Source organism: Staphylococcus lloydii (assembly GCF_015775975.1).
In the GTDB taxonomy this organism is placed as follows: domain Bacteria; phylum Bacillota; class Bacilli; order Staphylococcales; family Staphylococcaceae; genus Staphylococcus; species Staphylococcus lloydii.
The window spans coordinates 325,583-339,801 of the sequence record NZ_CP064056.1; the positions used below are offsets into that span (position 1 = coordinate 325,583).

Below are 14,219 nucleotides of genomic sequence, written 5' to 3' on the forward strand. Positions count from 1 at the left end.
AATGTCAAAAGATATCATTAAGGCAATTGAAGAACAATATGACGCATTATCGGCAGGGAAGAAAAAGGTTGCAACATATATTTTAAATTATACGAAAGCATGTAGTTATATGACATTAGCTGAATTACAAAAAGCGACACAAGTAAGTGAAGCAACAATTATAAGATTTGCATATACTGTGGGATTTGCTGGATATACGGAGATGCAAAATGCGATTAGAGCATATGTGTTTGATACGGAATCAAAGGCGGAACCTAATACGTCATCGATACTTGAGCCTATTAACCAAGATATTACATTAATTCAAGATGTAGCGTCATCGTTGGATGAACCAGCTGTAAAGCAAGCAATGCAATTCATCCATGATGCACAACATGTATATATTATAGGAAATAATACATCATATGGTGCGGCACACTGGTTTGGCTATGTATTAGGTACGTATAAATCAAATGTCACTGTCGTGACGAAACAACAGATGAATAAATACTTGTTAGACATGCAGCATAATGATGTTGTCGTAGCCATTTCTTTTCCGAGATACCATAAAGATACGACGGCGTTTGTAAAAAATGCTGTGAAACAACAAGCCCGTATTATAAGTATTACGGATAATCAAGTGTCACCAATATATAAATTGGCTGATACGGTGTTTTTTGCGAAAACCAATAGAGACGTGAGTGGTTATAACGAAATAGCCCCGATTATTAGTTTACTTAACGTAATCATCACACAATATAGAGAAAATTATAACGATGAAGTAAAAACGCGTATTCAACAATTGGAACAATTAAATGATGAAAATCAAGATTTAGTGGAATAGGAGTGAAGTGATTTGTCACGAATAAAAGACTATATTGCTGAACATGAAGCAGATATTATCGCAGACATAAAAGCCCTAGTGCAAAAGCAGTCACCAACAGCGCAAAAAGAGGCTGTGGACGCGGCAGGGTTATGGATTCAAGATAAAATCAAAAGCTATTTAGATATTGAACCAGAAATCATCGAACAACAGCATACGGGTAACCATATTCGTTTTCACATGGGTGAAGGTGATGAACAAATCTTAGTAAGTGGTCATTTTGATACGGTATGGGGCTTTGATGATCTAGCACTGATTGAAGATGGCGATACAATTTATGGTCCGGGTGTTATCGATATGAAAACCGGTGTCGTTCAAGTGCTATGGGCATTACGTGCCTTAAAAGAACAAAATATCCCAACGACTAAAAAAGTTGTCGTCTTATTCAATGGAGACCATGAAGGTATTGCGTCTCCAACTTCAAGACCTTATATCGAAGAAGAAGCACGCAACAGTGCTTATGGTTTAGTTGCTGAAGCAGCGACAGGTGAAAGTGGTGCGTTGAAAACTTTTCGTAAAGGAATTTACCGATATACGATAGATTTTAAAGGCATTAGTGCTCATGCTGGTAATGATCACCGAGCAGGTGAAAGTGCAATTTTAGAAGCGGCTCATTTTATTGAACGTTTAGAAAGTTTCACAAATTATGATACAGGTACTACAGTTAACGTTGGTACAATAACAGGTGGAACAGGGATAAATGTTAGACCAGATAGCGCTCAAATTAAAGTAGACGTACGCGTGAAGAACAACGAGGAAGGTCAAAAAATAGATGAGCGTATTCAAGGTTTAGAACCGCAAAATTCAAAAATAGAAGTAACTATTGATGGTGGAGAAGTTAGACCCGTGATGGAAAAAACAGATGCTACAGAGCAGTTATTTCAACACGCACAGGCACTTGCTCAAGATTTAGATTTTGAATTAGAACAAGTTGCCGTAGGTGGCGGTAGCGATGGTAGTTTTATTGCCGCACAAGGTACGCCGACATTAGACGGTTTAGGTGGTGTAGGAGGAGGCCCTCATGCCCGTAACGAACATATTAATAAGACATATGTCGTTGATAGAACATCGCTTTTAGCTACGCTATTTGAACAATTATAATAAGCTTGAGTTTAAATTTCCCTTATAAGAAAAAATAGTCTAACAGATAACAACATCTGCTAGGCTATTTTAATGTGCTTCTTGTGTATTATCATACACTTCGAATGACCAATTTTTCTCTTTTAATACTTCACGATAAAAAGGATCGCTACCAATAACTTTAATATTATCAGCAAGCGCTTCTACCTCATCTAAATGATGCGTCGTTAGAATAATAAGACGTTGTGATTTCATATTGTTAAGTAAATGATGAATATCATAACGTGATTTCAAATCAATACCTACCGTCGGTTCATCTAAAATAAGTACTTTAGGGTTGCTCAATAAACCAATTAACACATTTACTTTGCGTTTAGTGCCACCGGATAAGTTAGCTACTATTGACTCTCTTTCAGTTAAATTAAGTTGTTGCGCATAATTGTCTATGGTTGAGTCAGAAATTGGATTTTTGGATAATGCTTTAAAGCAATTAATGTTTTCGTTCACAGTCATATGTTCGAATAAAGCAATATCTTGAGGTATATAACCGATTAAATGACGTACACTTTGTTTATTCAAATGTTCGCCAAAGTATTGAATCGTACCACTATTAGGGTTTTCTAACGTGGCGATTAATCGGAGTAAGGTTGATTTACCTGCACCATTTTCACCGAGTAATACCGTTAACTGTTTATCGTTAAAAGTCATATTCAGATTGTTGAAAATATGCAAATTGCGAAAACTTTTATTAATATTCGTAAGTTCAATCATAGAGTCACTCCTAAAATTGTAAAAAGATATAGATTATAGCAATCGTCACGCCGTATATTAGTGACATAAAAAGTCGATGGCTCAAGGTGTTAACTTTGAATAGTAACCAAGCTATGCCACATTCGAAAATTATAATAATTAATAATGAGCGTAAATAAAATATAAAGCTAAGTTGTTGCTGCATAAGTAAAGCAATGATTCCTAAAAAGCACATTAAGAGTAATGTATGGGTACAAATATAGGTTAAGTACAATTTAGCCTTGCTATATCGAAAGAGCGCTAAACGATTTAATGCTGCATTTTGTTTCAATCGTTGATGTAGGATGATTTGAATTGTACTCACACATAGTAATAAAGCAAAAATGACGCTTACGGATATAGAGTGATTAGATGTATGCTTTAATGCTTGATAACCTATTTTGGAAGAAGGAGTCTTATCCGTTACACGTTGTTTGATAGTCGTCAGGGTGTAGTTTTTATGCGCTGACTTAGTATGCTTTTTAACGATATTCGGTATTTGTTGTTCATATATGGATTTGCTAATTATTTCCAGGGCAATACTGCCAATAAAATCATCTCGGGCGTATAAGTTAATTGAATGTTGTAAATGATTATGAGTAAGTTTAGTCGCATAATCCTTTGGTATTTTCATACTAACGACGGCTTCTTTTTTGGATACACGTTCATCAATATAACCATCGTCTTTCGGTATTTTTTCCAGTTGAATAATATCATGATGACGTAATTTATTAACGAGTTCTTTTGATTGTGGGCTGTTACTCATATCTTGTACTGCGACGGGGATACGTAAAGTTTTATTTAAGTTTTGTTGAACGACCCAAATAATAAATGCCACGCACAGTAAGATGCCAATTAATGCTAAATAGTGTTTCCATTGTTTTATAACTACGAGATATACATATGATTTCATCATCGACGATACCTCCAAACGAGGGTTATAGCGAGCAAAATAATAGAAATTATAAGACTACTATAAAATACAGGTGAAGTATCTAAAATAAAGTTATTTAGAGTAATTTCTAACATTTGATTCGTCACTAAACTGAACGGTTGTGCAATAAATAAACCGCCAAATAAATGTTTGAAATATATCGTTGGCACAGTCATGCCTGAACATAATACGATAAATAACGTTAATATCATTTTAAACAGATAATTAAGCCAACCGAAGCTAATTAATTCGATAATTGTTAACCATATTGTAATCATGCTGACGTAATAGGTTAAGTGAATGACGACTGTCGGCCAATTATAACTTTCAAATGTATGAGGTAAACTGTGCAAAATCCACAAATAGCCAATAACAGTCCAAATTATCGTATAACTAAGACTAAATAGGCTGCGAATTAAAGTTAATTTTTCAAATGAAAAGTGAAACATGCTTAACCTGTTTTTAAGCGCAGTGTCTTGATTCATTTTTAATATAGAAAATAGCGATAAAAAGACGATGAAAATTGAAATCAAGTACCCAGTAATAACGTAATAACTACCGGTATCGTAGAGCTTTAAAGGATGATAATCGAAAGAACCTGTACGATTTAAGCCTGTAAATAATAAATCTGTTAGTAAGATAAAAGTTTGGTGTTTAGTCGCATGTGGTGTAAGGCTAGTGTAGGCTAGACCTCCACCCATTGCTTGCATTAATCTACTATAAACAGAATCGGTTAACTGATGAATAGCAATACTTTTTGTAGATTGTGTATCGTATGTATACACGGTAATTGGCAGCTTACCACTATGGTAAAAAGCTTGCGTCATACCGGGTTCAAAAACATAATAGCCTTCAAGTTTTTGCTGTTGTAATAGTCGGTGTGCTTGGTGCTTATTATATTGCTTTAACCGAATATCTTTGCTTAAGTTTTTACCATTACCCATAGAGTTTAATATTAGTTTTGTTTCTTTGGAATGATCTTCATCAACAATGCCAATATTAAATTTAGCATCTTGTTGCTTAACATGTTGAATAATAAGTAATGTTGATAAAAGGGCGATAATGATTACTGCGATATAAAGTAATAAATACCATTTTTTTAATAAAAAGGAGTGATAAATGCGAAACAATTGTAATGTTTTCATTTAATCACTCCTTTAGATAGTTAATTATTTTTTAATGTCTTTTTGTAATTTTTTTACTAAATCGCCAGTATTTTTAGAAATTGCTTTTTGTGCTTTTTTGTAATCAGAGTCAGACATAGTATTTAAGTCTTTAGCACCTGAAGTACTGAAGTTAATTGGTTTTTTAAGTTTAACATTACCATCTAATGTAAATGTAACTGGTTCGTCTTCGACATCAGTTGTAATATCAAGTTTTTGTTTTTGTGTATTATTTTTTGGATCACTGTTTAATACATTATTGTATTTTACTGAAGCAGAATCATATTTTGATTTCTTCTTGATATCACCTTTGTCAGTACGGTTATCACCATTTTGTTTTTCTTTATTGGAAATAACAATAGCATCTGATTTGTAGCTATTTTTTGAACCTAATGTATATTTGTCTGTATAGTTATCGCCATGTTTCTTAGAGTTACCTTTAATGCTAAATGTATCTTGTCGTTGTTTTACTTTGTAGTCTACAAATAGTTTATCATCACTAATGCGGCTTGTACCTGTAACTTTGACGTCTGAACCATATTGTCCCTTAAGTAATAGGTCACGTTTTAAAATTTGATTGTCTTTTTCCCAAATTGTAGAAGTGATTTTCGGATATTTATCTGAGTCGGCTTTTTTAGCATCTTTTAATGCTTTGTTGATAGATTGCTTATATGATTTGTTTTGGAATTTATCTTTAGCAATTTTCTTAATGTCACCATCTTTTTTTGCTTCTTTCAAGACAGCTACCGTTAATTTTTTCGTTTCGCCACGGCTTAATTTCATCGTAACTTTCTTAACATCTTCTTTTTTACCATCTACAGTAACTTTCGCATTATCTTTTTTGAAATTGTCTTTATCTAATTTATCAACGATAAATTTACTGTAATGATTCCCAATATCTTTTACGTCGTCATTAGAAATTTGAGCACTAGACAAAATAGTATTTAAGTTTAAGCTATCGTTTGTGATATTGTTTTGACCGCTTGAATATTTTGATGAACTTGAGTAACTAGACGATGAAGGTGAATCGCCTGTAATTTTTTTATAAACATCTACAAGTTCACTATTTTTTGCTTTGTAACTATCATCCAAAATAGGTGCTTCAAAATATTGGTTTTTACTATCAGCGGCCCATTGGAATTTGCCGATTTCGTTATCAGCAATTGTTGGATTCAAGGCTAACAGTGATTTATCTTTATCAGGGTCGTGTCCCACTTTTAAGTTTATTTTTGATGAATCAACAGTAGATTTTGTAATGTCAGAAGATTTCAATAATTTTTCTGGTACATCTGCACTGAGATTCATGTTTACTAAGTAGGCACTATCTTTCAACTTATCTTGAAACTTAAATTCATTCTTAAAGCGATCTTTCCCATAATCTTGAAGTTTCTTGGCTGTTTCTTGTTCACTCAACAAGTAGGTGTTCTTAGGCGTATTCTTCACTAAATAGTATGTTATTGCGCCCCCAATTCCTACAATAAGCAGCAATGCAATAACCGCAGCAATTATAATTTTCACTAATTTAGACATTGTCGTCTACCTCCCCAGTTTAGTTGCTTGTACACATAATAGCACAATTAATGTAAAATGTAATAGAAAATTTTGTTTTTTAATTAATTTTTGAAAATAAAAACAAAGGCATAATTATAAAAAAATATTTTTTGTATTAAATTAAGATTCATTGAAAGTGAAAAAACTTTAAAGTTATTAAAAAAATGGTTGCGGTATACTTTGTAATAAAAAGAGTAATTTATATTTTTTATAATAACTATTGTTTGGTATAAAAAAACAACCCTATGTTTAATAACAATAGGGTTGTGATGATTTGAATTTTGTTATGCTGCTTCATCTTTTTGGTTGGATTTTTCTTTTTCTGATTTCTGTTCTTTAACGCGTTGTGGCTCGCTTGTGTCATATTGTTTTAATTTCGCTTGTTTGAAGTATTTAGCTACGACTTCATCTAAAGAAATACCTTCTTCTCTTTTACCACCAAACATTTTATAACCGTCGCCTTTGTTAGCGGTGAAGTCGTTAGTTGCGACGTAATATTTTTTGTCTGGATCTAATTTTTTAAAGTGACCTGATTTTTTATCTAATACTTTAATTGAAGTGACGCGATGTTGTTTTGCTTTATTTAAATTATAAGTAACACGAATAGATTTGGAAGCTTGTAAGAAACCACCATTAGGCGTTAATACTTTTTTATGATTTTCCGTTTTAGTAGGTGAGCTTAAACTATGTTCAAATGCTTTTTCAACGTCGCTACCTTTAACGCTTATCTGGGTAATAGTATTACCAAATGGTAAGACGGTGATAATATTATTCTGTGTCACTTTGCCTTTATCGATTGATGCTCTGATGCCACCACCATTTGTTACGGCAAAATCTGGTTTATGTTTAAATTCTTTATTACCATAACTTTCCATAGCATCTGTAATTAAATTACCTAAATTTGTTTCTTTAGTTCTTGCGATGTTTTTATCGCCTTCAAATTTAACATTATTATGTGCTCTTACGACTTTTGAAGTCTGTTTTAAGAATTTCTTGTTCGCGCTATTAACTTGATGTGCGATTGTTTGATTACCTTTAAGTTTACTTACGTCTTTAACGTTAATCATTTTAGCGGCTAAATGGCTCACTTTATTTTGTGAATAATTAAATGTGATAGCGCCTACGTTCTCTAGCGCGGTTCCTGTCTGTGCTAAAATCCCTTTGCCGAATTTTTCACCTTTGTCTAAAACAGTGTGAGAATGTCCATCTATGACAATAACAGGTTGCTTGATTGATTTTTTGGCATTCAATTGTTGTGCTAAATTGTCGCCACGCCAAGATTTCTTAGTCACTGGATCTACACCTAAATGAGAGAGTACGACAATGACGTCAGCTTTGTTATGTAGCTTCTTCGCTTCTTTTTCAGCACTGTTTACTGGATCGGCAAATTTAACGCCTTTAATACTATCGGGTCTTGTCTTAACTTTTGTTTCAGGCGTAGTAACTGCTACGATACCGTAACGCACACCATTTTTTTTAATAACCGTAGACGGTTTAAAAGGGCGCTTACCATTTTTATAAACATTTGACGAAATAATAGGGAAGTTTAATTGCTTCTTCAAATGTAATAATTGTTTGTAACCAAAATCAAATTCATGGTTACCTAAAGTCATCGCATCATAACCGACGCTATTCATAGCTTTTGCCATTTCTTCACCTTTAGAATTATTGGAAACGGGCAAACCTTGGAAGGCATCACCAGCATCTAACATAAGGTCTGGATGCTGTTGATCTTTTAAAGTTTTAAGTTTGGCCATGCCAATGATAGAACCTTTTTCTTCAACCATTCTGCCGTGAATATCATTCGTATGTAAGATAGTATGTTGTGAAGTCGTCTTTTTAGAGTGGTGTGATTGTTGCTTTGCAGCTGCAAATGCCCCTGTCGAAATGATCGTACAACATAGTAATAAGCCCAGAAGGGCTCCGATTATTTTCTGCATAACTAAAACCTCCAATTCAAATAGAACTTTATAGTTTAATACATTCACTAAATAACGCATAACTAACATAAAATTGAAAACTTTTTGAAGTGTCATAGTTATAAAAAAACGTTACTACCAAAAGTAGAACTTTTGCATAGTAACGTTTGTAGTAAGACAGTGATGTCTATGGCATATTAATCTGTAATAGCACCTTTTGAGGCTGAAGATACAAGTTTTGCATATTTGTATAAAGTACCACGTGATACTTTTAGTTGCGGTTGAGTCCAGTTGGCTTTACGACGTTCAAGTTCTTCATCAGAAACATCGAATGTGATTTCACGATTTTCAGCGTCTATCGTAATCGTGTCATCTTCTTCTAATAATGCCATTGGTCCGCCAACTTGTGCTTCTGGTGCGGCATGGCCAATAACTAATCCGTGTGAACCACCAGAGAAACGACCATCTGTTAATAGACCTACAGACTCGCCTAAACCTTTACCAACAAGTATAGATGAAGCAGATAACATTTCAGGCATACCTGGTCCGCCTTTAGGACCTGCATATCTTATTACGACAATATCACCAGGTTTGATTTTATTATTTAAAATCGCTTTAGTTGCAGCGTCTTCAGTATCGAATACTTTTGCTGGACCTTTAATATATGTTTCGCTAAGTCCTGAAATTTTAGCTACAGCACCTTCTGGCGCTAAATTACCTTTTAAAATAACGAGTGGGCCGGTAGGGTGTTTAGGCTCGTCAAAGTTTATGATTTCTTGATCATCCGAGAGTGCGTCTTCTTCGGCTAAGTTTTCAGCGACAGTCTTACCTGTAACTGTTAAGCAATCTCCATGAATTAAACCTTTATCTAATAATAATTTCATCACGCCAGGTACGCCGCCTACATCATTAAGATGAGACATTACATATTTACCGCTAGGACGTAAATCCGCAATGTGAGGGACACGTTGACGAATTTTTTCAAAATCATCTAAAGTTAAATCTACTTCGATAGTGTGGGCAATTGCTAATAAATGTAAAATAGCATTCGTTGAACCACCAAGTGCCATCGCAACAGTAATCGCATTTTCAAATGCTTCTTTCGTCATAATATCTTTAGGATAAATTCCTTTTTCTAGTAAGTTATAAACGGCTTTACCTGCAGCACGACTGTCTTTAGCTTTGTCTGCAGATACAGCTGGATGAGAAGCACTGCCTGGCAGACTCATACCCATAGCTTCGATTGCCGAAGACATCGTATTGGCAGTGAACATGCCGCCACATGAACCTGCACCTGGACATGCGTTACACTCAACTTTATGCAATTGTTTGTCATCAATTTCACCATTGTTATATTGGCCAACGCCTTCGAATGCTGAAACCGCGTCTAAGTCTTTGCCATCTAATTTCCCAGGTAATACTGTACCACCATAAACGAAAACGGCAGGTAAGTTGAGACGTGCTATCCCAATCATGCATCCTGGCATGTTTTTGTCACAACCACCAATGGCGACCACGCCATCTAAATTTTCAGCACTTACAACTGATTCGATAGAATCCGCGATTAATTCTCGGCTTGGTAATGAAAATCGCATGCCATCAGTACCCATTGAAATACCGTCAGAAACAGTAATGGTATTAAATATTAACGGATTGGCACCTGTTTCACTTATGCCTCTTTTTGTAGCACGAGCCAAACCATCGATATGTACGTTACAAGGTGTCACTTCACTCCAAGTACTTGCAACACCAATCATCGGTTTTTGAAAATCTTCGTCTTCAAAACCGAGTGAACGTAAATAAGAACGGTTCGGTGTACGATTGACACCTTCGCTAATCACCTTACTCTTAATACGTAAATCTTTTCCCTCGTTAGTGTCATTTTTCTCCCAACTCATAATATTACCTCCTAGTAAAATAAACTACTTTTGCATATCTGAGGTGATCAAATTTTATATATAATATTGAGCCATGATAACATACATAAGTTTGTTAAGGTAATAGGCGATTTATATATATCATCTTAGAAAGTTATTTATAATATATAACCTATATCGAATGTTATAAACTTTTAAATGAATGATAATAGGGGGCAAAGTAAAAAATAGAATAAAAAGACGACCACACTGTTAAATCGTGTGTGGTCGTTAATTTAATTAATACTTGTTTTGTTCATGATATTCTTTTGCTTTTTCTCTAGAGTATTTGAGATACATCAGTGACAAAATAATTAACCATACTGGTGTAAAGTAAACCGCTGTACGTGTATCTGGATTAACCAATAATATACCAAAGATAAAGATAAAGAATATGATAATAATAATGGATGTTACACGACCACCTGGCAATTTAAACTTACTATTCTTATGCTCTTCAGGGCGCTTTTTTGTATATCTATAATAGGCAATTGTAATCAATGTCCAGATGAATATACTTAATACTGTTGAAACGGTAGAAATATAAACAAATACCGTTGTGGCATTAGGGATAACGTAATTGAGTATTACTGAAATTGATAACATACCACATGTGATTAAAATAGCGATAACTGGAATACCTCTACGATTGGTTGCTTGAAATTTAGGTGGTGCCTGTTTTCTATCAGCTAAACCAAACAATGTACGGCTATTCGCAAAAATACCACTATTACAAGCCGATGCAGCTGCAGTTAAAACGACGAAATTAATAATTCCGGCAGCAAAAGGTATGCTTGCTAGACCAAACACTTTAACGAAAGGACTATCATCTGGACTTAAATGATTCCATGGTATAACTGAAATAATGACTGCAATCGCCCCAACATAAAATAATAATATTCTAATAGGTACGTTGTTAATTGCTTGTGGTATCGTTTTATGTGGATTCTTCGTTTCAGCTGCAGTAATACCGATCATCTCAATACCTAAAAATGAAAAAATAGCCATTTGGAAAGACATTAAGAAACCAGATATGCCATGAGGGAACATGCCACCATGACTATAAATATTTGTAAAACTTGAAGTACCATATGGTGTTTTATACGCCATAATAACTAGGATAATACCAATAACGATTAGCGCTAATATTGTAAGTACTTTAATAATTGAGAACCAAAATTCTAATTCACCAAATAATTTAGCACTCGTTAAATTAAATGACATTAATAATAACACACAAGCTAATGCAGTTAACCAGTTTGGAATGTCTGGGAACCAAAAGGATACATATTTAGCAACAGCCGTAACTTCTGCCATGCCAGAAACAATCCAAGTTAACCAATAAGACCAACCTGTAATAAATCCTGCTAACGGTCCAACAAATTCATTAGTAATATCAGCAAATGAATTAAACTTTGTGTCGGATAGCAACATTTCTCCCATCGCACGCATGAATAAAAATAATGCTAAGCCAACAATCATGTACGTGAATAATATTGATGGACCAGTGAGGTGAATTGATTCACCTGCACCTAAAAACAATCCGGTACCAATTGCGCCCCCAATCGCAATTAATTGAATATGTCTATTACTGAGTGCTCTTTGTAATTTATCTTCCATATCTTTACCCCTTAAATTATAAAATGTATGCGCTTTCATAATACTTTGTTTTTTTATATACTGCCACTCTTTTTTTAATAATTCAAATATCTTTGGGCTGATTAATTTAATGAAAAGGTTATTAACCGTGAGTAATGTGACTTATACGACTAATAAATAAATCGAAAATAAAGTAATTTTTATTTATCTATAATCTTAAATTTATATGAAAACGAAATATGATTGCTACAATATATTAATTTCACAATTATGTAATACACTTTTCAGTTTTTTCATAAACACAAGGGGTATCTATAAATAGAAAGGAGGATTATTATGACAAATAAAAAACTCGATCAGTTAAAACAAGATGAAAAGAATAATGACGGTAAAGCCATGACAACAAATAACGGCGTTAAAGTGAGTGAAGATGAGAATACTTTAACTGTTGGTGAACGCGGACCTAGTTTATTAGAGGACTTTCGTTTTAGAGAAAAAATAATGCATTTTGACCATGAGCGTATTCCAGAACGTATCGTGCATGCACGTGGTTTCGGCGCACATGGTGAATTCAAAGTATATGAAGATTTATCACAATATACGTATGCAGATTTTTTAACAAATCCAGATAAAACGACACCTGTATTTGTAAGATTCTCAACTGTTCAAGGGTCAAAAGGTTCTCCAGATACAGTAAGAGACGTACGTGGTTTTGCCACAAAATTTTATACGGATGAAGGTATATTTGACCTTGTAGGTAACGATATACCAGTATTCTTTATTCAAGACGCAATTAAGTTCCCAGACTTAATCCATGCTGTTAAACCAGAACCACACAATGAAGTACCTCAAGGTGGTTCTGCACACGATACATTTTGGGACTTCTTCGCACAAAATCCAGAATCTACGCACACAACGATGTGGGCGATGAGTGATAGAGGTATTCCGAAAAACTTCAGACAAATTGAAGGATTTGGTATCCACACGTTCCGCTTAGTAAATAGCGAAGGACAGTCTTATTTCGTTAAATTCCATTGGAAACCATTGCAAGGTTTAGAATCTCTTGTATGGGATGAAGCACAAATCCTACATGGTAAAGATGTAGACTTCCATCGTAAAGATTTATATGAATCAATCGAAAAAGGCGATTATCCTGAATGGGAATTAGGTTTACAAATCATTACGCCAGACCAAGAATTTGATTTTGATTTTGATATTTTAGATCCGACTAAGATTTGGCCAGAAGATCAAGTGCCAGTGCAACGCGTGGGTAAAATGACTTTAAATCAAAATGTAAGCAATGTGTTCGATGAAACTGAACAAGCTGCGTTCCATCCTGGTCACATTGTACCTGGTATTGATTTCTCTAACGACCCATTATTGCAAGGGCGTTTATTCTCCTATACAGATACTCAAATTTCACGCCTTGGTGGACCAAACTTTAATCAAATTCCTATCAATAGACCAGTCAATGAAGTTCACAATAATCAACGTGATGCAATGCACCAACAACATGTGCATAAAGGGCAAACGGCATATCACAACAATGCTTTAAATGATAATGAGCCACATACGACATCAAAAGAAGAAGGTGGCTATGAACATTATCAAGAAAAAGTAGAAGGTAGAAAGATTAGAAAACGAAGCGAAAGTTTCAAAGATTATTACTCACAACCTAAGTTATATTTAAATAGTTTAACTGAAGCTGAGTATAAGCATATGGTTGATGGCTTCTCATTCGAAATTGGCATGTGTAAATCTATCATGGTAAAAGAAAATGCAGTTAGCCAATTAAACAAAGTTGATAGACAACTAGCTGAAACTGTGGCTGAAAATGTTGGTGTTAAAGTACCTGAGCAAAATGAAGAAGTAGATTCTGATGCTAAAGATAGTAAGTTGACTATGGAAAAATTTGATATTCCATTAGCTGGACATTCAGTTGCGGTTTTATTAAATGGAGATATTTCAGAAGATACGTTAAAATCTTATGCCAAAACATTCACACAACAAAAATTAAACTATGCATTTGTAGGTAAGCAACCTAAAGATATTGATGAAGACTTTGGCGTTACAGAAACTTATGCAACTGCACATCCAACATTATTTGATAGTCTAATTGTATTATCAGACGGTTCAGACTTAAATCCAGATGCAGAATCATTTGCTGAAATGGCTTATAAACACAACAAACCATTAGTGTTTAATGAACAGGCTGCAGAGCAATTAAAAGAAGCAAAATTAAAACTAGATGCGCCAGGTGTCTTTATTTCAGACAATCCTGAAACGATTGTTGAAGCATTTGGCCGTGCAAGATATTGGGATAGATAATTTGATTCATTGAGAACTGATTTATTTCAGTTCTCTTTTTGTTATGAGCGACAATTCAAATATAAGCAGTTGAATATA

General features: G+C 34.2%; 10 protein-coding genes. 3 read left to right on the plus strand and 7 right to left on the minus strand.

Annotated features, from left to right (window positions below):
- Position 1: 1 nt before the first annotated feature.
- A complete protein-coding gene (locus ISP08_RS01445) occupies positions 2-823 on the plus strand; it encodes a MurR/RpiR family transcriptional regulator (protein WP_195719085.1) in 822 nt (273 codons plus the stop codon).
- A 12-nt stretch (positions 824-835) separates the two neighbouring features.
- Entirely contained in the window at positions 836-1,963 is a 1,128-nt protein-coding gene (locus ISP08_RS01450) for a M20 family metallopeptidase (protein WP_195719086.1), read from the plus strand.
- 69 nt (positions 1,964-2,032) lie between these two features.
- Here ISP08_RS01450 and ISP08_RS01455 read toward each other — a convergent pair whose 3' ends face one another.
- The 7 genes from ISP08_RS01455 to ISP08_RS01485 all read right to left on the minus strand — a co-directional run bounded on the left by ISP08_RS01455 (position 2,033) and on the right by ISP08_RS01485 (position 11,834).
- A complete protein-coding gene (locus tag ISP08_RS01455; protein ID WP_195719087.1) occupies positions 2,033-2,713 on the minus strand; it encodes an ABC transporter ATP-binding protein in 681 nt (226 codons plus the stop codon).
- Positions 2,714-2,723: 10 nt separating this feature from the next.
- Positions 2,724-3,647 carry an ABC transporter permease gene (locus ISP08_RS01460; protein WP_195719088.1) on the minus strand — a complete coding sequence of 308 codons (924 nt, stop codon included), beginning with the start codon at positions 3,645-3,647 and terminating at the stop codon, positions 2,724-2,726.
- On the minus strand, positions 3,644-4,810 hold the full coding sequence (locus tag ISP08_RS01465; protein WP_195719089.1) for an ABC transporter permease: 1,167 nt from the start codon (positions 4,808-4,810) through the stop codon (positions 3,644-3,646). The genes ISP08_RS01460 and ISP08_RS01465 overlap by 4 nt, the downstream gene beginning before the upstream one ends.
- A gap of 24 nt (positions 4,811-4,834) precedes the next feature.
- The gene (locus ISP08_RS01470; RefSeq protein ID WP_195719090.1) at positions 4,835-6,358 is read right to left on the minus strand and encodes a DUF6583 family protein; all 1,524 of its coding nucleotides are present in this window, start codon (positions 6,356-6,358) and stop codon (positions 4,835-4,837) included.
- 305 nt (positions 6,359-6,663) lie between these two features.
- A complete protein-coding gene (locus ISP08_RS01475) occupies positions 6,664-8,319 on the minus strand; it encodes a 5'-nucleotidase C-terminal domain-containing protein (protein ID WP_195719091.1) in 1,656 nt (551 codons plus the stop codon).
- A 176-nt stretch (positions 8,320-8,495) separates the two neighbouring features.
- Positions 8,496-10,196, minus strand: coding sequence for a dihydroxy-acid dehydratase (ilvD, locus tag ISP08_RS01480; protein WP_195719092.1), 1,701 nt, complete (start codon positions 10,194-10,196; stop codon positions 8,496-8,498).
- A 258-nt stretch (positions 10,197-10,454) separates the two neighbouring features.
- Positions 10,455-11,834, minus strand: a complete 1,380-nt coding sequence (locus tag ISP08_RS01485) for an amino acid permease (protein ID WP_195719093.1) — start codon at positions 11,832-11,834, stop codon at positions 10,455-10,457.
- A gap of 315 nt (positions 11,835-12,149) precedes the next feature.
- Between ISP08_RS01485 and ISP08_RS01490 the strand changes: the two genes are divergently transcribed.
- Entirely contained in the window at positions 12,150-14,141 is a 1,992-nt protein-coding gene (locus tag ISP08_RS01490) for a catalase (RefSeq protein ID WP_195719094.1), read from the plus strand.
- Positions 14,142-14,219: the final 78 nt, after the last annotated feature.

Coding starts and splice junctions, on each gene's coding strand:
- ISP08_RS01460 (WP_195719088.1), bottom strand. CDS start 3,647: ATGATGAAATCATATGTATATCTCGTAGTTATAAAACAATGGAAACAC.
- ISP08_RS01475 (WP_195719091.1), bottom strand. CDS start 8,319: ATGCAGAAAATAATCGGAGCCCTTCTGGGCTTATTACTATGTTGTACG.
- ISP08_RS01470 (WP_195719090.1), bottom strand. CDS start 6,358: ATGTCTAAATTAGTGAAAATTATAATTGCTGCGGTTATTGCATTGCTG.
- ISP08_RS01445 (WP_195719085.1), top strand. CDS start 2: ATGTCAAAAGATATCATTAAGGCAATTGAAGAACAATATGACGCATTA.
- ilvD (WP_195719092.1), bottom strand. CDS start 10,196: ATGAGTTGGGAGAAAAATGACACTAACGAGGGAAAAGATTTACGTATT.
- ISP08_RS01455 (WP_195719087.1), bottom strand. CDS start 2,713: ATGATTGAACTTACGAATATTAATAAAAGTTTTCGCAATTTGCATATT.
- ISP08_RS01485 (WP_195719093.1), bottom strand. CDS start 11,834: ATGGAAGATAAATTACAAAGAGCACTCAGTAATAGACATATTCAATTA.
- ISP08_RS01465 (WP_195719089.1), bottom strand. CDS start 4,810: ATGAAAACATTACAATTGTTTCGCATTTATCACTCCTTTTTATTAAAA.
- ISP08_RS01490 (WP_195719094.1), top strand. CDS start 12,150: ATGACAAATAAAAAACTCGATCAGTTAAAACAAGATGAAAAGAATAAT.